Consider the following 24,298-nt stretch of genomic DNA (forward strand, 5'->3'; position numbering starts at 1 on the left):
AGGGACAAATGTCAAAAAGAGGTGAGTGATGTATGTTTGTTGTATGTAGAAGACGCATGGCTAATGAGAAGGTCAACACTCTAAGAAACGGTTACTCCGCTTATGCAGAAACTGAAGAACTCATCCGACTAATGAAACGTAGAATTAATTCAAACAACCTTGATATTTATGAAGACCAAACGGATATTGGTTGCTGGTTTATTCCTAGAAGTCAATATTTTTAATAAAGGCTGCTCTTAACTTAAGAGCAGCTTTTTAAAATTAGCCTTCAAACGCATGACAGACTTGATCTAAAGCCTCTATTAACTGATCCGCTTCTTCCCAACTAAACACTTTCGCCCCAGAAGCCATTGGATGGCCTCCACCGTTAAATTGTGCTGCAACTTCATTGATGACTGGACCTTTAGACCTTAGACGCACTCTAATTACATCATCTTCTTCAACAAAAAACACCCAAGCATGAATACCTTTAATATCACCTGCTATACCAACAAAAGTATGTGTTTCATCCGCTGATACACCATACTCATTTAATAACTCTTTAGGTAATTTAAATACTGCTAAACCACTTTCACGAGGCTCAAGTGAACTTAATAATTCACCTTTAAATTTAGCTATATTAATAGGAACTTGATACATATTGTCGTACAAGGCTTTTCGGTCGAAATTATGAGTGACTAACTCTTGCGCTGCATTAAAAGTGCGTTCTGTTGTACTCGGAAACAAAAACCTGCCAGTATCGCCGACAATTCCAGCATATAAAAGCTTTGCAGAGTCTTGATTTAAAGTCCAACCGTCAGATTTGCCTTCTAAGTACAGTTCATAAATCATTTCACTCGTAGATGAGGCATCTGGATCAACCCACATTATATCACCATATGGTTCTCTATTAGGGTGATGATCAATTTTTATTAATTTTTGACCTTGATTGTATCTTTGATCACATATACGTTCTTCATTGGCCGTGTCACATACAATGACTAAGGCATCTTTATATTTATCATCCTCAATATCATCTAAGCGTGCTAAGTAATTCAAAGAAGAATCTTCTTCTCCTACAACATAGACGTCTTTATTAGGATAGGTTTCTTGAATGATTTTGGCTAAACCTACCTGTGACCCGTATGCATCAGGGTCAGGTCTAACGTGACGGTGGATAATAATGGTGTTGTATTCACTAATTGCTTTAATAATTTCTGATTTCATTTTAAGCACCCTTTCATCACAATACACTAGCAATTTTACTCAAAAATCGTTACAATAGACATCGACTTGAAGTGAAAAAGGAGAGTTAACATTGCCAATTTTAATTAGCATCTTTGTTATATCAATTGTATTGTACTTATATTTTAAAGTAAGAATATTAAATTACAAAAATCCACTATATATGCATTATACAAACGGTAAGGCACGCATTGCTTTAGGTGTTTTTATGGCTACATTTGGTATGAACCAATACGTTGCCTTCCCAACACAAATCGTATTATATTTAACCATTATTTTCTTAGCTGTTGGGATTGCACAAATTGTGTTCGGTTTTAAGATTTTTAAACATTACCGTCAAGAAATTTTAAAAGCTGAGCAAATGGCTAATTAACGATTAATAAATTGAGTCATAACCATCGCTTTGCCTACAAGTTCTTCGTCTGATAATACTTGAACATCGATCTTAGCAAACTTTCTACCTAGTTCAAGTATTTGTGGAACAATTCTAAGTTGACTTCCAATCTGGACAGGTTTCATGAAAAAGATTGATAAATTTTCAATCACCATGTCTCCTGTCTTTTCTTTTTTCAACGTTTGGTTACAAGCCTCCGCTACAAATGAAGCAAACACGCCGTATGATAGTGTCCCTAACTGATTCGTCATTTGAGGTGTTATTTCTGTAGAAAAGCCACTAAATTCATCATTTGAAACGAGTTGCTTATGAATTAAATCATCAATTGTCTCGCCGATTTGCGGCTGTCTTTGACTGCTTTGCAACCCTTTAATGACATCTTGACGACTAATAACGCCTAAGAACGTGTAGTCCTCATCGACAACTGGCATTAGCTCAATACCTTGCCAAACCATTGTGTGCGCAGCACTAGCTAACGATGTTGTCGCCTTCGTTACGATTGGCTTTTTTGCCATCACTTTTTCAATTTTTAGATCGATCCGCTTATTAATAATATCTTTTGACGTTACAATTCCAACGACTTGATTTTGTCTATTTAACACTGGATATCTACTATGTTTGGTTTGTTCGTTTAAGGCATGCCAAGTAGACACTAAATCATCTTCATACAACACATGTGTCTCATCAATCGACGTGTAAATATCATCAACAATGACAATTTCTTTTTTAATTAATTGGTCATAAATGGCTCTATTAATCATAGCTGCGACAGTAAAAGTGTCGTATGAACATGAAATAACAGGAAGTTCATAACGATCAGCTAAGCTTTTTACATAATCAGTCGTATCAAAACCACCTGTAATTAAAATGGCTGCACCTGCATTTAATGCCTTCTCTTGTGCTTTGACACGGTTACCGACAATTAAAAGAGAGCTTTTTTCAGTATATTTCATCATCGCTTCAAGTTTCATTGCACCGATTACAAACTTATTTAAAGTTTTGTGTAAGCCACTTCGTCCACCTAATACTTGACCATCAATGATATTAATGACTTCTGCGAATGTTAGTTTTTCGATATTTTCTTTACGCTTCTGTTCAATTCTGATCGTACCTACTCGTTCAATCGTACTAACATATCCGATGTTTTCAGCCTCTTTAATAGCACGATAGGCTGTTCCTTCACTAACATCTAACTCTTTTGCGACAGCTCGAACTGAGATTTTCGCGCCAACTGGCAACGATTCTATGTAATTTAATATTTGTTCATGCTTTGTACTCATACACCTCACCCAATTTCTTCCGCATTCATATATGTTTAACATTATACCTTGAGTTAAGCTGTTCAGCAATTGCTGTATAGACGAGAAGAGGCTGGGACAAAACTAAGTACTAATACACAAAACCCGAACGAGATCATGTTTTGACTTCGTTCGGGTTTATCTTTTATCAGCGCTACATCAAAATGCTTCGCTTTCCGCGGGCACGGTTCGAGCCTCCTCGGCCCAAAAGACGGGGCCTGTGGGGTCTCGAGACTCGTGCTGTTCCCGCTGGAGTCTGCGCATTTGATTCCGCTAATTACGCTTAACTAGGATGGAATATCAAATGTTCGTGTTTTCACAACACTTCGCCCCTTTTGTTCCATCCTCATTAAACTCCCTATAAGTCGATTTCATCACCAGGTTTCATAGCGTGTCCAACACCTGATTGCAAGGAGTTAGCAAAAGCTTCACCATCTTGTTCAATTAATGGGAATGTATCATAATGCATCGGTACCACTCGGTCAGCCTTAATCCATTCAGCTGCTAACTTCGCATCTTTAGGTCCCATTGTGAAATTATCACCTATTGGTAAAAAGGCTAAATTAATCTCATTTAAGTCACCAATTAATTTCATATCAGAGAATAACGCGGTATCACCAGCGTGATAAATTGTTTTTCCTTCCACTGTTAATAGAAGACCAGCAGGCATACCTGTATAAACAATCGTTCCGTCATCTTCTGTGTAGGCTGAACCATGAAATGCTTGAGTTAACTTAACATGTCCAAATTCAAAGTTATGACCGCCACCAATATGCATTGGGTGAGTGTTTAAACCTTTATTCCCTAAATAAGTGGCCAGCTCAAATGGTGCAACAACTAACGCGTCATTGTCTTTTGCAATCTTTTCTGTGTCACCGACGTGGTCATTATGCCCGTGGGTTAACAAAATCACATCTGCTTTTAAACCTTCTGCTTGTAAGTCACAGTGATCATTACCAGAAATAAATGGATCAATTAAAATAGTGTGGTTTGATGTTTCAACTTTAACTACTGAATGACCGTGAAAAGATACTTTCATCACAATCAACCTCCTGAATTTTTGAAATTTTTCTTAAATAATTACTTCGTCATCATTCATTTATTTCCCTTTATCCGTTAAGATAACACATAAAGGCAAAAAAATTTAGAGGTGAATTATATGGAGAAAAGAATCAATCAGTTAATTGAAAGTTTACAAAATAATAACTTAGAAAGTATTTTCATCACATCAAAAGCTAATGTCTTTTATTTTAGTAATCTGTACGCTGAAGCACATGAACGCCTCATTGCTTTATACATAGACGTACAAGGCAGAAAGACAATTATTGCTCCTGCTTTAGAATTAGAAGATATTAAAAATGCTGGATGGACAAGCGAAATCATTACATACTTCGACCATGAAAACCCATGGGCAAAATTCGAGAAATGGTTATCACACTCAGGTGGCTTACCAAGTAATCTAGCAATTGAAGAGGAGAACTTAAACGTTGAACGTTTCCAACAACTCCAAACACTTACTAAAAACGGAGATATTCAGTACGGTCAGAGACTTTTAAACGAACTACGTGTCATTAAGGACGACGATGAAGTTAAAATTTTACAAGAAGCAGCTCGCTTCGCTGATTACGGAATTGAAACGGCAGTTAAACATATAAAACCGGGGAAAACAGAACTAGAAATTATCGCAGAAGTTGAATATGCCCTTAAAGAAAAAGGTATTCGTCACATGTCCTTTTCAACGTTAGTTCTTTCAGGTGCAAAAACAGCTGCTCCCCACGGAACACCGAGCATGAAGCCAATAGAAGATGGAGACTTTGTCTTAATGGACTTAGGTGTTGTTTTCAAAGGGTATTGTTCGGATATTACACGTACAGTAGCTGTTGGGGAAGTTAATGAAGAACAAGAAAAAGTTTATAATACTGTCCTTGCTGCACAACAAAAAGCACTTAATGTTTGTGAAGTTGGTACACCGTTAGGACAAATTGATCGTGCTGCACGTAGTGTGATCGAAGACGCTGGTTACGGCGAATACTTCACTCACCGGATCGGTCATGGCATTGGCATTGATGTTCATGAGTTTCCATCGATGGCTTCAAATAACGAAGATCCATTAAAACCTGGAATGGCTTTTACTATTGAACCTGGCATATACGTTTCAGGAGTTGGAGGCGTTCGCATTGAAGATGATGTATTAATGACAGAGAACGGTCCAAAAACTCTAACACAATTCCCAAAATCATTACAGAAAGTTTAATAAGCTTAAAGCCCCTTCCTATTGGGAAAGGGGCTTTATTTAAGAGAATATTAATAAGTGTGCAATTAACGCAATGATCGGCAATGTAATTAACGTACGCTGCAAGAAAATAATAAATAGTTCGTGTAATTTAACTGGAATATTAGATTTTAAAATCAACACACCAATTTCAGACATATAAATAATTTGAGCAACTGACAATGCACCAATGACGAATCGTGTTAGCTCACTTTCAATACCACTACCGACTACAGCTGGTAAAAACATATCCGCAAAACCAACGAGCATCGCTGGAGCTGCTGCACTTGCTTCTGGAATTCTCAACAATTCCAATAAAGGAACAAATGGGTACGATAAAATATTAAAAACTGGTGTGAATTCTACTAGTATAAGGGCTATGACACCTAGACTCATCACTAGCGGAATTAACCCAAACCAAATATCTGCTACAGTCTTTAAACCACTTTTCAATTGGTGAATGAATCCTTTAGCTTGACCTGCTTTTTGTATCGCTTGAATCCAACCCCATTTTAGTGCTGAAACACCCTCAGGACTTGCATCATTTATTTGCTTTCCAACCTCTTCTCTATAAGTGTTTTCCTTTCTTGATAGTGGTGGAATTCTAGGCATAATCATTGCCGCAACTAAACTAGCCGCTACAACTGTTAAATAGAAAGGTATAAATAAATGACCGACTCCGATAACATTTGCAATTACTAAACTAAAGGCGATCGAAGCTACTGAAAATGTTGTCGCAATAACGGCTGCTTCTCTACGATTATAATACCCTTCATCGAATTGCTTGGATGTTACTAATACACCTACTGGACCTGCACCCATCCAAGAAGCCATACTATCGATTGATGAACGGCCTGGTAAAGTAAATAACGGACGCATCACTTTATTTAATAATGAACCGATAAATTCCATTAAACCAAATTGCATAAGTAATGGCAAAAACAAACCCGCAAATAAAAACCATGTTAATAAGACAGGGGCTAAATCAAAAAGCACAACGCCACCAGTACCAGGTGAGGTGATAATCGTCGGACCCCAGGCCATAATTGTTAATAAACCAACTAAAAAACCAAAGCCTCTTACTAGCAAACCGAGTGGTGTTACTTTAAACAAGCTAGTTAAAAAGTCGTTCTTCTCTATAAATTCTACCTTCATAAATGTAGCTATTAACGACAAGATAAAGGATGTCCCTAAAAGCCCGACGACAAAATACGGCATATGGTCACTAAATGTCTCTAGCAAATAGTCTGCTAATAGCCCAATCCCAATTGTGTACTGTCCATCAACAGAGATTGGAACTAAAAATAGTAAAATACCGATTAATGATGGTATAAGAAACGTCAGCTTTACTTTTAATGAATTTGATCCTTTAATATTCTCTTCAACATCATACGTTTGTTGTAATTCCCCCATAAAACTTCTCCCCTTATTTCGTTAATTCAGTCAACACTTCATCTAATACATTAAGTCCAAAATCAATCTCTTCTTTCGTTACGACTAACGGTGGAATCATACGGATTACTTGGCCTTTTTGACCACACAAGTAATATAGGACACCTTTTTGTAAACAACTATTTAATATATCCATAACGAGATCGCCTACGTCTTGTTCACCTTGAGATTGTATTTCGATCCCTATCATTAATCCCACACCACGGACATCCTTAATGACATCATGCTTTTCAGCTAACTTTTGCAACTGTTCAAATGCATATTGACCGACGTCTTTCGTGTTCTCTAATAAATTCTCTTCTTTAATTACATCTAATGATGCGATTGATGCTGCACAAGCAATTGGGTTACCACCAAAAGTTGTCGCATGAGAGCCTAATGGCCACTTAGACATTAATTCTTTTGAAGCAACTGTAGCGCTTAATGGCATGCCAGCAGCGATTCCTTTAGCAATTGCCATAATGTCAGGTGTTACTCCAAATGTTTGAGCTGCAAACCATTCACCTGTACGTCCAAAACCTGTTTGAACCTCATCAAAGATAAGTAAAATCCCATGACGGTCACAAATTTCTCTCATTTTTTGTAGCCAACCTTTAGGCGGAATGACATAACCACCTTCACCTAGTACAGGTTCAACAATCATACATGCGACTTCTTCCGCTTCAACTTGGTGATTAAATAAGCTCTCAGCTGCTTCTTCTAGTTGATTGGCAAAATAAACATCTGGATCTGCACCATCAGGACAACTACTTGGATCAGCATATGGTAACTGATATGTTAACCACGATGGTTGGAGAAATTTACGGTACTTGCTATTAGATGTTGAAACACTTAAAGCGCCTACTGTACGACCGTGAAAGCCCCCTGTAAACGATATGACATAAGGACGTTCTGTTACATGTTTTGCTAACTTTATCGCACCTTCAATAGCTTCAGTTCCACTGTTTCCAAAGAAGAAATTATCTAATGGATCAGGTAGTACGGATTGTAATTGTTCTGCTAGTTTAAGAATTGGTTCATATATAATGACCCCTGATGGTCCATGAACTAAATGATCTGCTGAATCTTTAATGGCTTGAACTACTTTTGGATGCCTGTGTCCAACATTTTCAACAGCAATTCCTGAGGTGAAATCTAAATATTTCTTTCCATCTATTCCGTAATAATAGCAACCTTCAGCCTTTTCAACTGGAAGATTGGGGTGGTCTTTAGCCATCCCTGGTGCTAAATAATCCCCGATTGATTCTGTTAACTTAACCCAACTTTGATCTTGGTGCATATAGATCCTCCTAAACCTTTAGTAATTCGTCTTTCGATAATTTATAATAATACATATTAATGTATAAAAATTCAATAGAATGTGATAATTTTTTTGTAGTTAGTTGAAAGAGACCCTTTATAAACATAAAAAAAGTGACCTCATAAATGAGATCACTTCTTACTTAGTACTTTTGAAATTCGATTTTATAGTAAGTCGTTTAAATCTTTATACTCTAACTCATGTGCATCGGCTACTGCTTTGTATGTCACATATCCGTCAAGTGTGTTTACACCTTTAGACAAGCTAGCGTTGTCTAGAACAGCTTGCTTGTACCCTTTGTTCGCTAGTTGTAAGGCATAAGGTACCGTTACGTTCGTTAAGCCAATTGTTGACGTTCTTGGAACTGCACCTGGCATGTTTGCTACAGCATAATGGAGAACGCCGTGCTTTTCATATGTTGGGTTATCGTGTGTTGTAATACGATCACTTGTCTCAACAATTCCACCTTGGTCAATGGCTACATCAACAACGACTGATCCATGTTTCATTTGTTGAATCATTTCATCTGTTACTAACTTTGGTGCTTTAGCTCCTGGGATTAAAACAGCACCAATTAACAGATCAGACTCTCTCACATGCTCTTCAATATTTAATGGATTAGACATAACTGTTTTAATTTGTTTACCGAAGATATCATCAAGTTCACGCATACGCTCTGGACTTAAGTCGATTATTGTAACATCCGCACCTAAACCGACTGCAATCTTTGCTGCATTAGTTCCAACTACGCCACCACCAATAATCGTAACTTTGCCTCGTGTAACACCAGGAATTCCACCTAATAAAATGCCTTTTCCACCACGAGATTTCTCTAAAAATTGAGCACCAATTTGTGAAGCCATTCGTCCAGCTACTTCACTCATAGGCGTTAACAACGGTAATGTACCTTGATTAGACTCAACCGTCTCATATGCAATCCCGATCACTTTCTTTTCTGTTAATGCTTTAGTTAACTCAGGCTCTGCTGCAAGATGAAGGTATGTAAATAAAATTTGACCTTCATAGAAGTAATCAAATTCCTCAGGCAATGGTTCTTTAACCTTCATAACCATCTGCTGACTCCATGCTTCCTTAGCTGTGGAAACGATCGTCGCGCCAGCTTCCTTATATTGTTCATCCGTGAAGTTTGAACCTTCTCCTGCATTTGTTTCTACAAACAGTTCATGTCCAGCTTTTATTAAGGACATAACACCAGCAGGGGTTAATGCAACACGGTTTTCATTATTTTTAATTTCCTTTGGTACACCTATTTTCATAATTAATCCTCCTATGCTAAAAGTTATAAAATTTATGTAACCGCTTTAACTATAACATGATATATAAAAAGTGGAAACTACATCTACAAATGACGGTGAATCACATCTAGGCCCCCAGTAACTTCAACAACCGTACCTGTAATCATATCTGAGTCTTCATCACTTAGATGAGATACAACTCTTGCGATATCTTCACCTGTACCAGGCCTTCCGATCGGTGTTTCTGTTTCAGTAATTTCTCTAGCATTTACAATATCTGCTTCCTTCATCTCATCAACAATTTTGCCTGGAGCGACCATATTTGCGGTAATTCTATTCTCCGCTTCTTCTAATGCTACTGTCTTCATTAGCGAAGCTAGTCCAACTTTAGCTGATGCAAAAGCTGAACGGTAAATCCAGCCAGAACTATGGTCAACGCCTTGGAATCCTAAGAAGACGATTCTACCATACTGTTGTTTCCTCATAATTGGTAAGCAACGCTTCAATAAATAAAATGAAGCATCGAGGTTCCCCCTCACCATCTCATTCCACTCATGTTCTGTATAATCGAACAATTTTTTGCGCTCAAATATATATGGACCTGCATTACTGATTAAACAATCCACACGTCCAAACTGTTCGTATGCTTGATCCACCGCATTATTAATGGATGATACGTCCATCGTATCTAACTGAATAACGTGTAAACGGTCATGCTCCACATTAAATTCCTCTAATAAAGCTTCTGCTTTGTTTCGGTCACTTCTATATGTAGCCGTTACACTATAACCTTTTTTTAATAAGGTTTCTGTCATTTTTTTACCTAAGCCTTTTGTTCCAGCAGTTACAATTGCATGTCTCATTTAAAGGCCTCCAATCATTCTTTGACCTACCAACATATATTTTACCATGATTGTTTTGGAAAATGAACGAAACAACTTCAAAGTCTATATTAATATTAGTATGAATATTCAGATAATAATGGTACAATACAATTAATTAGACAAGGAGGTGTCTTGATGGCATTTGAATATCATGACATTGTCATTGCGGTAGATGGGTCTAAAGCGTCAGAATATGCTTTCTTAAAAGCAATCGACATTGCCAAAAGAAATCATGCCAAACTCATTATTTCACACGTAGTCGACACTCGAGTCTACTCCACGATTGAAGCATATGATCGAAGCGTTTCTGACCGTGTGCAAAATGATGCTCTTGAACTTTTACGAACTTATCAAACACGAGCTGAAGAAGCTGGAGTTGAAAATGTGGTGACTGACCTTGAACATGGTTCTCCAAAAGTCAAAATTGCTAAAGAAGTTGCTCCGCGACATAATGCCGATTTAATTATTTGCGGTGCTACAGGAATGAACACCGTTGAACGTTTTTTTATTGGCAGTGTCTCTGAACACATTACTCGCTACTCAAAAGTTGATGTGTTAGTTATACGCCCAGAAGATTCTAAATAAAAAATTGGGGGTGAGACACCCCCAATTTTTAATCATGACGTTCTTGAATAGCTCGATATTGATAAAATCGTTTAGCAAAGTCACTTACATTTTTAGCCGTTTTGTAATTGACCGTTGCACCAATCCCAACACTAATGATTGGTACACCTTGGAATAACTTTTTGCGGAACATTAAAATGGCTATTGTCTTAAACACATTTCTTAATGGTTGTTCAATCCAAGTCGTGTTCGTTAGTTGTTTTTCTTGTGACATTAATCGATCATATTGGTCAATATCCTCTTTTAACTCTACCCATGCTTCATACTGAAGTCGTTTTGGTAAAGCACCTGCATGAAACACTTTAAGTGCTATTACCATCTCAATGGGATTATGCATGTTATACCCGTAACTTGTTCCTATTAATTGAACTGTTCTCAAATTTAACCCGATCATCATAGGTAAATCAACACCTAGTAATAACCAGCCACCAGCTCCAGTTGCTCCACCTTGAACAAATGAATAGACACGATTACGAGCGACTTGTTGATCCGCTAAGTATGTCAACTTCTCAATTGATAACTTTTTTAAATCTTCAACTTGTTGAACATTCTCATCATATGTTCTGGCGACTTGCATAATACGGTTATAAGCTTCTGCTTGTGCATTTGTCCCTTGTAAAAACGTATACGTATACAAAATCCATTGATCAATACTTTCAAAAAACTTACGTTGGACTGGCTTTGGTAGCTTATCAAACTGATCTTGTACCCACAGTTCATACACTTTCTCAAAATCATTCGACACATAAGAAGACACTTCATTTTCCCAACGTTTAATCTCCTGTAAGACGCGTTCCTCTCCCATTAAAACACGGCTCCTTTATCGGTCATTCTTGAACCAGTGATCGATTTGTTTAATGACATTGTTCGTTGCATGAACATCTTTAAATGAAGGTAATTGTGCTAACATGACCTTTTTCGGGTCTTTTGTATTTTCACCTTTCTTTTGTAAAACTAATATGCTTCTTGAAAACTTTTCATCTTTAAACATCGTCTTCGGTAATTCTAACACACCAACAATATGAACTTGATCTTTTAAGAAAGCTTGTAGTTGCTCTTTCTGTTCACTTTCAAAAAGAAAGCTAGGTACAACAAAAAATAAGTACCCTCCTTCTTTAGTATACTTAACACTTTGCTCTATAAATAAATGGTGTGCAAAAGAATGTCCTTCCTCTGCTTTTAACTCATAAGAACTAGCCGTTTCATCATCAGGATAATAACCCACTGGTAAATCAGATGTCACAACATCTACTGGCTCTAGAAGAATCGGCTTTAAGCTGTCTTGGTGGAAATACTCAATCTTACGTTCTTGCAAATTCGTATTATTAAAAGCTAGGCGAATTAAGGTAGGGTCAACTTCACTTCCGTAAGAATCTACAGTTAAGTGTTCTTGTTGGTTTAGTATGGTCAGTAACAAATTACTCGAACCACATGCTGGGTCAAATAAACGATATGACTGTTCCCCTTCTAAAAACTTATTAATAAGATAGCCAACAAATACGCCAATTGTATCAGGAGTAATATAGTGATGCTGTTGAGTAGCACCTTTCATTCCTTTCAAAATAGCTAGCTGCATCGCTTTACGTCTAGATTCACGATCATACTGATTAAACTGTATTTGATTGACCTTATCTGTTAACTGCTTGTGATAAGTCGGTTCAAGGTCTTCAGGGACCTGTTGTTCAAATAATAAATTACTACTCGCTATTAATGCTTCAATATATGGTGTGTTCTCTTCTTGCTCAATGATTGAACTTGTTTCATCTAACCAATTGAACAACTCATTTATTTGTTGCTCCATTAAAGTCCCTCCGTCACTATTTTATACATTATTTATTTTAGCAAACTTGAAGGGACTATGATAGTTTAAGCGTTTTAGTCAGGCGTATTTGTCGTACCATAATGGTTTGTATGCTTATTCTGTTGAACCATATGCTGAATTTTCTCGACTGCTTGAGGAGCTAAGTCAATTAACTTCTCAACAATATGAGTTCCCTCATCTAAATGCACCATTTTTACATCGTGTGATCTGACAATTAAAAAAGCAATTGGTGTAATAGATACACCACCGCCAGCACCTCCACCGTAAGGCATATTAGACTGTGAAGAGTCGTCATGGTTCCCTCCTGAATTATTAAATTCACTACCACCAGAAGCAAAACCGAAACCTACTTTAGAGACGGTCAAAATAACCGCAGATTTGTCTGGTGTTTCAATTGGATCTCCTATGATTGTATTGACATCAATCATTTCTTTTAAGTTCTCCATTGCTGTTTCCATCATATTATGAATTGGATGCTCGCTCATTTCCATTCCACCTCTTTAATTTTTGATATTGCCACGCTATAGATAACGCATTACGCATAATTTGACCGATTCTGATTGATAATATGCATTCTAGCTCGGACTGAAGGGTCGGTTTTTGGTAATTTGGTCTAACTTCAAATTCAGGATTATAGTCACTTTGCATTAAAACAACCATCCAATGACACCCCATACTTTTTAATGAATAAGCTGTCCCTACTAGAACAGCTGTTTGATTAGCTGCTTTAACACCTAATTCACTCACCCACTTAAAGTGATGTAATCGGAAGGCTCGAACAACATTTAACACATGTGGTATAACATCTCTTGTTGTATCGACTACTTTTTGTATAATGTGATATTGTTCTTCAATGTATTGAGGGGTGTAATGCTTTTCTTTATCTGGTATTTCATGATTCAACATTTCATCTTTTTCTACAATATCAACAGATAAATCACTTTTAAGATCTATAACAGGTATAGATCTGCGAAACACCTTTATATTCATCCATTTCACCGTAATAAAGATGTCATTTTGTTTATTTGCATATGTAGCCATTAATTCAACGGTTACTTTGCTAAACATAATGAAAATAATCGTAATTAATAAAATGGCTAGTATACCCCCAACAATAACCAACAAAATTCACCTACCTTCTGCTTATATATTCAACTTAAATTGGTAAATTATACATATAAAATAAATTTAGTAACTGCCTAACCTAAATAAAAAACCCTTTTAACTACACGTCGCTAAAAGGGTAAAAGCACTTAAGTTATTTTATTATACATTTACTGCTTGATCGTCATATACCACTTTTCCATTTACAATCGTTTGAAGGACTTTTAATGTTTCAAGTTTTGATTCCTCAACTTTAAACGGATCATTGTCTAAGATTACGAAATCCGCAAGATACCCTGGATTAATTTTTCCTTGTACATCTTGTTTATTAATCACCTGGGCTGGATTCACAGTATAAAGTTTAATCGCTTCATAAACAGATAATGACTCATCTTTTAAATAAATATTGCCATCAAACATTGAACGACGATTAACGGATGCAGCAATTCCGTTAATCGGACTTACCTCTTCAATAGGAGCATCAGAGCCGCCTGCGCACAATATTCCTTCTTCTAAGTATGTTTTCCATGGATATGAAGTCTTTATTAATGAGTAGCCGACTCTTTCAATAGCCCACGGAAAATCGGAAGAAACAAATGTTGGTTGAATATCAATAATAATCGGTAGTTGTTTCATACGTTCAATAATATCTGAACGCATAATTTGTGCGTGAATGATACGATCTTTCAAGCCTTGTTTAGGAGGATTTGCTTCAATTGTATTTAACACTTTCTCTGTTGCTAAATCTCCAATAACATGAACAGCTACAGCCATATCATAACTTCTTGCTTGTTGGATTAAATTCTCTAATTCTTCATCAGTGTGAATTGCTACCCCATTTGTTGTTTGATCATCATGATAAGCTTGGGATAAAAGTGCAGTCCTTCCTCCTAACGCTCCATCAACAAACAACTTCATGGCCCCAAATTCTAACCAATCGTCAGTAGTATGACCTTTCCCTTGGTCTTCCACATAATCCTCTACAATTTCATGGTGAACTAATAAATGAGCACGGAAACGCTGATCCTTTTTAATCGTATTATGAAAAGCCTGTACTGTCTTTCCATACCCACCATAATAACTTAAGTCCTCACTATGACCACTGACTAAACCATATGATAATAAGTCATCAATTGAGGCATTAATAGCACGTTCCAAATAGGCTTGGTTTGGTTCAGGCATTGCTTCTTTTAACAATTCTTGAGCTTGGTCATGAAAATACCCTGTTAACCGTCCTTGATCATCTTTTTCAATAACACCACCATCAGGTTCTTCAGTTAGTTCATCAATTCCTGCAAGCTCCATTGCTTTACTGTTAGCGACCATTGCATGCCGGCAAACACGTGTTAAAATAACTGGATGGTTTGGACAAATAGCATCTAATTCATCACGATGGATCACTTCTGGCTCATCCCAATGATTTTCGTTGAACCCCTCAGCAATTAACCACTTACCATGGTCTAATGAATTTGCATAATCTGAAACTTTGTTCAAAAGGTCTTCTCTAGAGTGAGCATATGTTATATCTAATCTAATTAAACGCTCACCGTGACCTATAATATGTAAGTGACTATCTATAAAACCAGGCAACATGACACCATCAAAAACAACTTTTTCTATAATCTCTTCATTATAACGCTCCATTAATTGATCAACAGCGCCCATATCGGCAATCTTTCCATCAACTTCATAAATCGCTTCTACTGTTTCTCCTTCACGATCCATTGTGTATATTGTTCCACCATACCACATTTTCCCCATATTAAATCCTCCCATAACTCCCATTTTAAACATATGAAAAGGGCAGCTTAATTAACTGCCCCCTCCACCATTCTATACGGCTGTAAAAACATACACTTTTAAGTTTAAAAGTTGTGATCATCGTTTTTACAACTGATTAGAATGTTATAAAGCTTCAATTCACTATTTATTGTTTTCTACTTAGTGCATTTGCTGTTGCGCTTGTTGTACTAAACGCTTTGTAATCTCGCCACCTACAGAACCGTTAGAACGAGATGTAGAATCTGGTCCTAGTTGTACACCAAATTCTTGAGCGATCTCAGTCTTCATTTGGTCTAATGCTGCTTGTACGCCTGGTACTACTAAGTTGTTAGAGTTGTTGTTAGCCATTTCTTTCACCTCCTCGTTAACTATTTTGAGATAACTAGGGGTGATTCATACAATGCAAATCATGGAAGTTTTACAAGCCTATAATAAGTCGTCAAATTCACTTTCATGACTTGGTTTCGAAGGACTAAACACAACCGTTTCTGTACCTTCAACAGCTTTTGCTATATCTTCAGTAAAATCAATAGGGGCTTCGAATTGATTTACTTTGTCACGCTTTGGTCTTGTTTTTGGTTGTTTAGGTACAAAAATCGTACAACAATCCTCATAAGGACGAATAGAAATCTCATACGTTTCAATTTCTTTTGATATATCGATAATATCCGATTTATCCATGGCGACTAACGGCCTAATAATTGGATAGTTCGTTACTTCATTGATTGTGTGCATACTTTCCATCGTCTGACTGGCAACTTGACCTAAACTTTCTCCTGTTGTTAGCGATAAGATCTCCTCTTTTTGAGCGATTTGTTCACTAATACGCAACATAAGACGTCTCATAATAGTCATACCATAGTTTTCAGGAGCCTCTTTAAAGATTTTTTGTTGCACTTCAGTAAATGGTACTAAGTGTAGCTTCACTTCTCCACCGAATTTAGTTAACGTTTGAGCTAAATCTTCCACTTTTTGCTTAGCCCGCTCAGACGTAAACGGTGGTGAATGAAAATGGATTGCTTCAATTTTCACTCCACGTTTCATCGTTAAATAACCTGCTACTGGACTATCGATACCACCTGACATTAATAATAATGATTTACCAGTAGAACCTACAGGTAAACCACCCATACCTGGAATATTACGAGCTGTAATATAAGTAGCATCATGACGAATTTCCACTCTTATTTCTACATCAGGTTCACGCACATTTACTGTCCAGCCCTCTGTGTTTCTTAATAGATGCCCGCCTAAAATTTGATTCATTTCTTGAGAGCGAACTGCGAAACTTTTATTTGGTCTCTTACAAGTAATTTTAAATGTTTGACCATTTTCTAACCTCAAAGCTTCTAGAGCAGCTTCTTTTATTTTTTCTTCATCGTTCTCTACCTTCATAGCAAGACTAAACGATTGAATTCCAAATATATCTTTACACTTATCAACTATTGGGTCAGGATCACGCCCATCCAACAAAATATACATATGATCGCGTTTTCCTTTAATTGATAAATCCGGATAGTCTTTTAAAGCTCGTTGAACATTAGAACGTAACGTATTGATAAAGAACTTTTGATTCTTTCCTTTTAACGCTAGTTCACCGTATCTAATTAAAATATGATCGTATTTCATAACATTACCCCATTACTTTTTCATACTTTGACATAATCTTTTTAAAAGCAGAGATAAAGGCATTAATATCATCTTGGCTTTGATGAACATTCATGCTTACCCTAACTGCTGCTGAAGCATCCTCATCAGTTTTCCCACATGCTTTCAATACATGGCTTGCTTCACTTTGACGCGATGAACAAGCTGACTTCGTAGAAACAACTACTCCTTCATCACTGAAAGCATGGATTAACACTTCTGGTTTAAAGTTTTGAACAGAAAAGTTTAAAATGTGATGCGCTCCGTTTTGTGGAGAATTAATTGTAATTTGCTGATAATACTTAAGCTCTTCTCTTATAGTTTGATTTAATTGTTGAAGTTGATGATAGTTTTTTTGTTCTTCCAATGCTAAACGGATTGCCTTTGCTAAAGAAACCGCATTAGCTACATTTTCCGTCCCTGGACGAACTCGTTCTTCTTGTGCGCCACCATGTTGTAATGGTGTTAAATTGATGTGTTGTTTTTTTATTAAGCACGCAGACCCTTTAAGTCCATGGATTTTGTGACCTGAGATCGTTATTAAATCAATTCCTTTATGATCATAAGGAACCGTGATTTTACCAAAACCTTGAACATGGTCAACGTGAAATAACACAGTAGGATAATGTTCAACTATATTAGCCAATTCCTCAATTGGTTGAACACTTCCTATTTCGTTATTCACATGCATAATTGTAATCAAAATAGTGTCTGGACGAATTGCCTCTTTAACATCATCTACTGACACCTCACCTTTGTCGTTTACTGGCAAATAAGTGATTTCATAGCCAGTTTCCTCAAGGTGGCGACACGTTTCTAAAACTGAAGGGTGTTCAATTTCAGTAGTAATAATGTGTTTACCACGATTTTTGTATTGCTCTGCTACACCTTTGATCGCTAAATTATTGCTTTCTGTGCCCCCTGAAGTAAAGACGACTTCTTGTAGTCTAACCCCTAATAAGTCAGCTATTTGTTGACGGGATTTTGTTAACAAGTCTTCTACTTGTCCACCCATTCTATGAATTGATGAAGGGTTTGCAAAATATTTCGAAGACACGGTATGAAACGTCTTTAAAACATCTTCATGAGGTTTTGTAGTAGCACTATTATCTAAATATATCATTGGTTCTATAAACCCCTTTTAGTCAGTATCCATCGAGTAATCATACCACAATAAAGGATCAATATTCAATTGATTGGCCGGTGATAAAAAGATGAAGCCACCTCTTAAGATTCTGAGACAGCTTCATCAACTTCTTCAAATATGTGAAGTAAATCATCAATTGACACATTTTGTTCTTCATTACTGAAATAATCTCTCCAAGGGTCTAGAGATGAATCATCAATTAATTCTAACTCATGCTTTATTTCATCATTGGATGTACTACGTTGTTCACTCTCGGTTGAAGAACTTTTTTCATAAGTACTTAAATTAGTGTTTAACACCATTGCTTGATCGTTTAATTTATAGTTCAACGTTATTTCCTTGGAAATATGATGATTTTTAGCAGTATATGTCGGCTGATTAACATCGACCCACACTAGAATAACAACCGCCCAAGTTGCCAAAAATAAGACACCACTTAATACGACAATTACGCGTTCCATCTACATCACTCCTATTTTATGATGCAGTTAACTTCAGCTGATCCTCAATCTTTTTAAGAGCACCAGGTTCCACTTCTTCTAATGCTTGGCTAGCCTGTTCCAAAGCTGTTTCATAATCATTTTTTCTAAAGTGATTCTCAGCTTCTGCAATCTTTGCAGCTAATACAGGATAACTACTTCTATAACGGTTTGCATATTGAATCACGTATTCAGCAAATTCTGCTTGCTCTAAGATTAGATTAGTTTGTTCTACTGCCCTTGCGACACATTTATCTGCTTCTTCCAACACTTTAGATACTTCATCTACATCTAATGGTTGCTCATTCACTTTTTCATTAGACTGCTCAATTAAATCACGGGCTTGGTTAACTAAATCAATAATATAATTTGGTATTCCAGGTAAATTACTTTTTTGTAATTTTTGACGAACATTGATTATTTTCTGTTTTAAATCATTAATTTGCTCCCTAGCATTCAACTCATCTTTCCTTAAATTATAAAGGTGAGCGTCGAATTTAGATTGCTTTTCTTCCCATGCTTCAAAATCCTTTTGCCATTCCTCTAGGTCTAGTCTAATTGTAGAGTAAGGTTGGTCTTCATGCGTAATCATTGACTTCAATCTCGTTGCCTTCTTACTTAATTGGTCGAGACTTTTTTCAAGCTCATACTGTTCTTCATACTTTTCGTCTTTTAAGTGATAATTTTCCTTTACAGCCATTACATTTTCTTTCGTTGCTGCAAAAGATTCATTAGCCTTTTCTACTTTTTCATCAAGTAACGATTGCTTTTGCATGACAAAGTTTTTGTCAAAAGCTTCTTTTTCAAGATGATCATAAATTTCTATCATTCTCGACCTAATCTGCTCGATTTGGTTTTCAACACCGTCATCGATTCCTTTATTTAACTGTTCTACTGAAGCTAGAAGTGTTTCGTGATGAGTTTGAATCTCCTTTTCAACACCAAGGTGTTGAACTCTAAAACCATCATCTCTCATCTCTTTAACACCATTTTGTAGTTGATCAAGTTCTTCAGGTAACGTGTGCTTACACATTCGATATATATCTGGAAATACGTTTACTTTACGTTCCAATTCATGCAAACGATATTTTACATTATGTATAAGTTCTTGTGCTTCTGTGTAATTTCCGGAATCGGTCAATTCCTCATATTGCTTCATATCGTTTTGTAAATCATCTAATTCAACTTCAAATACAACTTCAGCTTTACCTAGTTGATAACCGTTCTGAAGAACCTTTTTACGAACTTCACTAATACGAGGGTGGAGCTTTTCCGCTTCTTCCCGACTGTCTTGCTCTGAATGAAGTAAGCGATCAACTTCTTCAAATATGTCATCAATTGTCTGTTCTACTTTATATAACTTTTGTTCTACTGTTCTTAATGTACGGGACGCTTTACTAAACTTATATTTTTCAGCTGCTTCTTCAGCATCTAACAAAAACTCTTCTACTTCAGTAAACACATAATCATTTATTTCATCCCATTCATTACGCCAAGACTCAAACAACTCTTCCGTTTCACCAGTTAGATTCAAATGTCTAACCTTTCCTAATTCATCAGCTACTTGGCGACTCATCAGTTGGACTTTCCATTGCTCTAGCTTGTCCACACTGTTATACACTTTCCTTCTCATAAAAACGCCAACTAATACAAAAGCAATAACAATTACCAGTATACCTATGATGTACTCCATCGAAAGCCCCCCTCACAAATCATTTCCGAACATATACTTATATACCATATAATATCATGTTTAAAACACGATTTGCTAAATTAATTGTAAATTTTTAAGAAATTATGTCTAACGAGTATATCGGCAAACACTTGATTATATAAACCATTTTTTTAATACATCAATGTAAGCATTAACAAAAACGGGACGACTATCATCCCAATCATAGTCTTTCTTCCACTCATTGCCGAATGTAAATGGTGCATTGATTAGGCTTTTGAATTGTAAATAAAAAGCTTCTTTCTTCATTTCATTAAAATGATATTCTTTTGATATTTGCTCGGTAATCACCTTAAAATAATATGTTTCTTTTGCAACGTAAGTAGAAAACAGTTCTCTTATAAAAATGTTATCCAAAGATAATTCACGTTGAATAAAACAAGTGAATTGAAAGTGACGCTCCTTATAATGTATAATTTCTTCTATTACGTGATAAAGGTTTTCTGGTTTATCAATTGGCTGATATTGTTCCATTAATTGATCGAGCATTGCTAAATAATTCTCATAATAATCAACCGTCATTTGTTCCAGTAAACCTTGTTTATTTTTAAAATAATAACTGATCAAAGATACATTGACATTAGCCCGTTCGGTAATAGCACGCGTCGATGTTCCTTTGAAACCATTATAATAAAACAGCTCACTAGCTGCTCGCATGATTTTTTCTTTACTAGTTAGTTCTGACATGCAATCACCTCTTATATCCTATTATTCGACGATTTTAGCAAAAAACCTTTTAAAAAATAAACAAAAAAGGAGATTTTTCTATGTTTGAAGTACAACATTACAACGGAACGAGAGAAGAAAATTACGAACAACTTATAAAACAGTTAAATGCTCTATTGGAAGGTGAAGACAGTACGGTCGCTAACTTAGCCAATGCGAGTGCACTATTAAATCAATTTCTGAACGACGTTAACTGGGTTGGCTTTTACACTATGGAAAACGGAGAGCTTGTATTAGGTCCATTCCAAGGACTTCCAGCTTGTGTCAAGATTCCTAATGGACGAGGCGTATGTGGTACAGCCACAGCCGAACGAGAAACACAAATAGTGCCAGATGTACACGAATTCCCTGGCCACATTGCTTGTGATGCACAAAGCCAATCTGAAATTGTTGTCCCAATCATTAAAGACGATGAGATCTTTGGTGTGCTAGATATCGATGCCCCGATTAAAAATCGTTTTGACGAAGTAGATCGAAAATATTTAGAGAAATTTGTTGAAACATTAAAGAAACACATTTAATTATAAGTTTTATAGTTAAATCCTTGACTATAAGCTTAATACATCCTATAATATCTTTTGTGTAAAATAAAAGGCAGCCTCGGTGGACTTGCTATGTTTTTGCATTTTGTACCTCTAGAAAAATGAGGTGTATCGCGTAACTCTCTGCTGCTGGAGCGAAGGTACATGAAAGCAAAATGCGCATAGTCCGGGACACGGTATACTGTTTTTATTTTATGCAAATAAAATAAAAAAAGGAGGAGACGCTCGTGGCACGTTTCACAGGCTCTCTTTGGAAGAAATCTCGCCGTTACGGCATTTCACTTTCAGGTACAGGAAAAGAATTAGAAAAGCGCCCTTACGCTCCAGGCCAACATGGTCCTACTCAGCGTAAAAAACTTACTGAATATGGTCTTCAGTTACAAGAAAAGCAAAAACTTCGTTATATGTTCGGTTTAACTGAACGTCAATTCCGTCGTATTTTTGACGATGCAGCAAAAATGCGCGGTGTACATGGTGAGAACTTCATGATTATTTTAGAATCTCGTTTAGACAACCTAGTATACCGTTCAGGTTTAGCTCGTACTCGTCGTCAAGCTCGTCAGCTTGTAACACATGGTCACATCACTTTAGATGGTAGTCGTGTAGACATCCCATCTTACCGTGTGACTCCAGGTACTGTAATTGGTGTTCGTGAAAAATCACAAAACCTAGACATCATCAACGAAGCACTAGAAGTTAACAACTTCGTACCTGAATATATTACGTTAGATGCGGATAAGAAAGAAGCAACTTACAACCGCTACCCAGAACGTTCTGAGCTTTCTTCAGAAATTAACGAAGCTCTTATCGTTGAGTGGTACTCAAGATAAGACTTACAACGAAAACATCCAAACCAATCAATGGTTTGGATGTTTTTTGTTTAATTTAAATTAATACCTATTCCCGTCTTCCACCGACAAATTGTAAAAGTTCTCTAGAATTTCAGCTCTTAACTCAACAAGATGGTCGTACCCGTAGAAAAAATCGACCTTCTCATATTTGGTTTCATCTCCTGCTTCAACTACATCACTGTCTAAAAATACAGCCTTATTAGATATTTAATACTAATAAGGCTGTTCTACTGATAATAACTTTTTTAAATAATTAATTGTTTCTTGGTCTGTTTTCGTGTTAAGTTCATTGGATTGTTGGTAACTTTTTTGACCTTGGCCTGTAATAACAACCCAATCTCCTTCTTCTGCTTTTAAAACTGCTTCTTTAATGGCGCTAACACGTTTAGTTGATACTTTAATTTGGTCTGAACCAAACTCAGTTTGATACTTTCGAAGCTCTTGATCCATTTCATTTTCTGTTAAATGATCTAAATCACCTGTAGTCAATATCGTTAAGTCACTTTGCTCTAATGAATATTTAATCATATCTTTTCTTTTACTCTCATCACGGTTCGCTTTAAAAGCGAGTACGTGGATTAATTTATTCGGTTTAGCTTCATTGATTGTAAGTAAGACTTCTTTTACCGCATCAGGTGTGTGCGCATAATCAACAACAACTTTTGATCCTGTTGGTAACTTAGACTGCTCAAATCTGCCTGGGACTCCAGGAAATTTAGCTACGACTTCTTTTAACTGTATTGGGGATTTTACAATGAGATTAACTGTCGTATAGGCTAGAGCAAGGTTATATAAATTATGTATACCAAGCATCTGCCAGTTTAATTTATAAGATTTATGTTTATAGTGGACGGTAACACTCGGTTTACCAACACTTACTAATTCTTTCATCACAACATTTGAACTTAACTGTTTCCCAACACCTACACAGTTTAAACCATCTGCATTCAATTCTCGGCACAACCGTGCTCCCCACTCATTATCAACATTGACTACCGCTTGGCCTTGGGACTTGAGTTGGTTAAATAACTGTTTCTTCACTTGATAATAGTCTTCCATACTTTCATGATAATCTAAATGTTCATACGTTAAATTCGTAAACACAGCATAATCAAATTCCACACCTGCTAAGCGATGTTGTGCCAACCCGTGAGATGAAACTTCGATTACGATGACATCATCTTTACTATTATAGAAATGTTTATACAAATCTAAAACACTCGGAGTTGTCTGGGCATTTTCATATACAGTGGAATTAATAATACAACTTGCTGTACCGATCAGAGAAGTATTTATATTACTTTGGTCTAGTAGATAATGAATTAAGTGACTTGTTGTCGTTTTACCATTAGTTCCTGTAACGCCTATGACGATTTTCCCTTTTAATGGATCTTCATAGAATTGTTTAGCTAATTCTCCTAACGCTTTACGGCTATTTTCAACTTTTATATATGGGACAGAGAGATGGTCATTATCTTCCTCACCAACTACCGCCACCGCACCTTTGTTAACCGCTTCTTCAATAAATTCATGGCCATCAATTGCATAGCCTTTTACAGCAACGAAAAGTGAGCCCTCTTTCACCTTGCGTGAATCATCAACTATATTAACCACATTGATATGGTCAACAGTTTGAGATATGTGTTTGTATTCCATCTGGCTTAACATCTTTTTGGCTTCAACCATATTTCTTATGCTCCTACTATAAAAGAGTGTGCGTATCATTGTACTAAAACATTTACCTAAATTGATATAGATAAAA

The 24,298-nt window shown here is 36.4% G+C and carries 25 protein-coding genes; 6 read left to right on the forward strand and 19 right to left on the reverse strand.

The genetic code is table 11. The annotated features are described in order from the left end of the window. The first annotated feature begins 32 nt into the window (after positions 1 to 32). On the forward strand, positions 33 to 224 hold the full coding sequence (locus J2R98_RS05245; protein WP_307066773.1) for a YtzJ family protein: 192 nt from the start codon (positions 33 to 35) through the stop codon (positions 222 to 224). A 37-nt stretch (positions 225 to 261) separates the two neighbouring features. On the opposite strand, the gene J2R98_RS05250 is transcribed toward J2R98_RS05245, so the two are convergent. Continuing rightward, the gene (locus J2R98_RS05250) at positions 262 to 1,206 is read right to left on the reverse strand and encodes a DHH family phosphoesterase (RefSeq protein ID WP_307066775.1); all 945 of its coding nucleotides are present in this window, start codon (positions 1,204 to 1,206) and stop codon (positions 262 to 264) included. A gap of 91 nt (positions 1,207 to 1,297) precedes the next feature. Between J2R98_RS05250 and J2R98_RS05255 the strand changes: the two genes are divergently transcribed. Beyond that, entirely contained in the window at positions 1,298 to 1,597 is a 300-nt protein-coding gene (locus J2R98_RS05255) for a YtpI family protein (RefSeq protein WP_307066777.1), read from the forward strand. Here the strand turns inward: J2R98_RS05255 and J2R98_RS05260 are convergent. Both J2R98_RS05260 and J2R98_RS05265 read right to left on the reverse strand, forming a co-directional pair. After that, complete coding sequence (locus J2R98_RS05260; protein WP_307066778.1) at positions 1,594 to 2,898, reverse strand: DRTGG domain-containing protein; 1,305 nt, start codon at positions 2,896 to 2,898, stop codon at positions 1,594 to 1,596. The two genes, J2R98_RS05255 and J2R98_RS05260, sit on opposite strands and share 4 nt — an antisense overlap. Before the next feature lie 376 nt (positions 2,899 to 3,274). After that, positions 3,275 to 3,955: a metal-dependent hydrolase gene (locus J2R98_RS05265; protein WP_307066780.1), complete on the reverse strand. Its 681-nt coding sequence runs from the start codon at positions 3,953 to 3,955 to the stop codon at positions 3,275 to 3,277. Between the two features lie 120 nt (positions 3,956 to 4,075). Between J2R98_RS05265 and J2R98_RS05270 the strand changes: the two genes are divergently transcribed. Next, a complete protein-coding gene (locus tag J2R98_RS05270; protein WP_307066782.1) occupies positions 4,076 to 5,170 on the forward strand; it encodes a M24 family metallopeptidase in 1,095 nt (364 codons plus the stop codon). Between the two features lie 39 nt (positions 5,171 to 5,209). Here the strand turns inward: J2R98_RS05270 and J2R98_RS05275 are convergent, their stop codons facing one another. The 4 genes from J2R98_RS05275 to J2R98_RS05290 all read right to left on the reverse strand — a co-directional run bounded on the left by J2R98_RS05275 (position 5,210) and on the right by J2R98_RS05290 (position 10,059). Continuing rightward, positions 5,210 to 6,601, reverse strand: coding sequence for a YjiH family protein (locus J2R98_RS05275; protein WP_307066783.1), 1,392 nt, complete (start codon positions 6,599 to 6,601; stop codon positions 5,210 to 5,212). 13 nt (positions 6,602 to 6,614) lie between these two features. After that, on the reverse strand, positions 6,615 to 7,919 hold the full coding sequence (locus J2R98_RS05280; RefSeq protein WP_307066785.1) for an aspartate aminotransferase family protein: 1,305 nt from the start codon (positions 7,917 to 7,919) through the stop codon (positions 6,615 to 6,617). Positions 7,920 to 8,104: 185 nt separating this feature from the next. Continuing rightward, on the reverse strand, positions 8,105 to 9,217 hold the full coding sequence (gene ald / locus J2R98_RS05285; protein WP_307066787.1) for an alanine dehydrogenase: 1,113 nt from the start codon (positions 9,215 to 9,217) through the stop codon (positions 8,105 to 8,107). A gap of 83 nt (positions 9,218 to 9,300) precedes the next feature. Then, positions 9,301 to 10,059: an SDR family oxidoreductase gene (locus tag J2R98_RS05290; protein WP_307066789.1), complete on the reverse strand. Its 759-nt coding sequence runs from the start codon at positions 10,057 to 10,059 to the stop codon at positions 9,301 to 9,303. A 156-nt stretch (positions 10,060 to 10,215) separates the two neighbouring features. Between J2R98_RS05290 and J2R98_RS05295 the strand changes: the two genes are divergently transcribed. Next, positions 10,216 to 10,665 (forward strand): universal stress protein, encoded by a 450-nt coding sequence (locus J2R98_RS05295; protein ID WP_146816249.1) that lies wholly within the window; start codon positions 10,216 to 10,218, stop codon positions 10,663 to 10,665. Positions 10,666 to 10,693: 28 nt separating this feature from the next. Here the strand turns inward: J2R98_RS05295 and J2R98_RS05300 are convergent, their stop codons facing one another. The 11 genes from J2R98_RS05300 to refZ all read right to left on the reverse strand — a co-directional run bounded on the left by J2R98_RS05300 (position 10,694) and on the right by refZ (position 21,104). Beyond that, positions 10,694 to 11,509 carry an EcsC family protein gene (locus tag J2R98_RS05300; RefSeq protein WP_307066792.1) on the reverse strand — a complete coding sequence of 272 codons (816 nt, stop codon included), beginning with the start codon at positions 11,507 to 11,509 and terminating at the stop codon, positions 10,694 to 10,696. A 15-nt stretch (positions 11,510 to 11,524) separates the two neighbouring features. Next, positions 11,525 to 12,505, reverse strand: coding sequence for a class I SAM-dependent methyltransferase (locus J2R98_RS05305; RefSeq protein WP_307066795.1), 981 nt, complete (start codon positions 12,503 to 12,505; stop codon positions 11,525 to 11,527). A gap of 74 nt (positions 12,506 to 12,579) precedes the next feature. Next, on the reverse strand, positions 12,580 to 13,011 hold the full coding sequence (gene ytfJ / locus J2R98_RS05310; protein ID WP_146816255.1) for a GerW family sporulation protein: 432 nt from the start codon (positions 13,009 to 13,011) through the stop codon (positions 12,580 to 12,582). Continuing rightward, positions 12,989 to 13,648 (reverse strand): DUF2953 domain-containing protein, encoded by a 660-nt coding sequence (locus tag J2R98_RS05315; protein WP_307066797.1) that lies wholly within the window; start codon positions 13,646 to 13,648, stop codon positions 12,989 to 12,991. Before J2R98_RS05315 ends, ytfJ begins: the two co-directional genes overlap by 23 nt. Before the next feature lie 144 nt (positions 13,649 to 13,792). Further along, the gene (locus J2R98_RS05320) at positions 13,793 to 15,391 is read right to left on the reverse strand and encodes an amidohydrolase (RefSeq protein WP_307066799.1); all 1,599 of its coding nucleotides are present in this window, start codon (positions 15,389 to 15,391) and stop codon (positions 13,793 to 13,795) included. Positions 15,392 to 15,571: 180 nt separating this feature from the next. Continuing rightward, a complete protein-coding gene (locus J2R98_RS05325) occupies positions 15,572 to 15,760 on the reverse strand; it encodes an alpha/beta-type small acid-soluble spore protein (RefSeq protein ID WP_017186443.1) in 189 nt (62 codons plus the stop codon). Positions 15,761 to 15,838: 78 nt separating this feature from the next. After that, complete coding sequence (thiI, locus tag J2R98_RS05330; protein ID WP_307066802.1) at positions 15,839 to 17,041, reverse strand: tRNA uracil 4-sulfurtransferase ThiI; 1,203 nt, start codon at positions 17,039 to 17,041, stop codon at positions 15,839 to 15,841. Positions 17,042 to 17,045: 4 nt separating this feature from the next. After that, positions 17,046 to 18,182 carry a cysteine desulfurase family protein gene (locus tag J2R98_RS05335; RefSeq protein ID WP_307066804.1) on the reverse strand — a complete coding sequence of 379 codons (1,137 nt, stop codon included), beginning with the start codon at positions 18,180 to 18,182 and terminating at the stop codon, positions 17,046 to 17,048. Positions 18,183 to 18,286: 104 nt separating this feature from the next. Continuing rightward, the gene (locus tag J2R98_RS05340; protein WP_307066806.1) at positions 18,287 to 18,667 is read right to left on the reverse strand and encodes a hypothetical protein; all 381 of its coding nucleotides are present in this window, start codon (positions 18,665 to 18,667) and stop codon (positions 18,287 to 18,289) included. 16 nt (positions 18,668 to 18,683) lie between these two features. After that, on the reverse strand, positions 18,684 to 20,378 hold the full coding sequence (ezrA, locus tag J2R98_RS05345) for a septation ring formation regulator EzrA (RefSeq protein ID WP_307066808.1): 1,695 nt from the start codon (positions 20,376 to 20,378) through the stop codon (positions 18,684 to 18,686). A 135-nt stretch (positions 20,379 to 20,513) separates the two neighbouring features. Further along, positions 20,514 to 21,104, reverse strand: a complete 591-nt coding sequence (gene refZ / locus J2R98_RS05350) for a forespore capture DNA-binding protein RefZ (protein ID WP_307066810.1) — start codon at positions 21,102 to 21,104, stop codon at positions 20,514 to 20,516. A gap of 80 nt (positions 21,105 to 21,184) precedes the next feature. On the opposite strand from refZ, the gene msrC reads away from it, so the two are divergent. After that, positions 21,185 to 21,664, forward strand: a complete 480-nt coding sequence (gene msrC, locus J2R98_RS05355; RefSeq protein ID WP_307066812.1) for a free L-methionine (R)-S-oxide reductase MsrC — start codon at positions 21,185 to 21,187, stop codon at positions 21,662 to 21,664. 248 nt (positions 21,665 to 21,912) lie between these two features. After that, complete coding sequence (gene rpsD, locus J2R98_RS05360) at positions 21,913 to 22,515, forward strand: 30S ribosomal protein S4 (protein WP_307066814.1); 603 nt, start codon at positions 21,913 to 21,915, stop codon at positions 22,513 to 22,515. 234 nt (positions 22,516 to 22,749) lie between these two features. On the opposite strand, the gene J2R98_RS05365 is transcribed toward rpsD, so the two are convergent. After that, positions 22,750 to 24,222 (reverse strand): UDP-N-acetylmuramoyl-L-alanyl-D-glutamate--2,6-diaminopimelate ligase, encoded by a 1,473-nt coding sequence (locus tag J2R98_RS05365; protein WP_307066816.1) that lies wholly within the window; start codon positions 24,220 to 24,222, stop codon positions 22,750 to 22,752. Positions 24,223 to 24,298: the final 76 nt, after the last annotated feature.

The sequence above is a fragment of the Alkalibacillus filiformis genome (assembly GCF_030814115.1).
Lineage (GTDB): Bacteria > Bacillota > Bacilli > Bacillales > Alkalibacillaceae > Alkalibacillus > Alkalibacillus filiformis.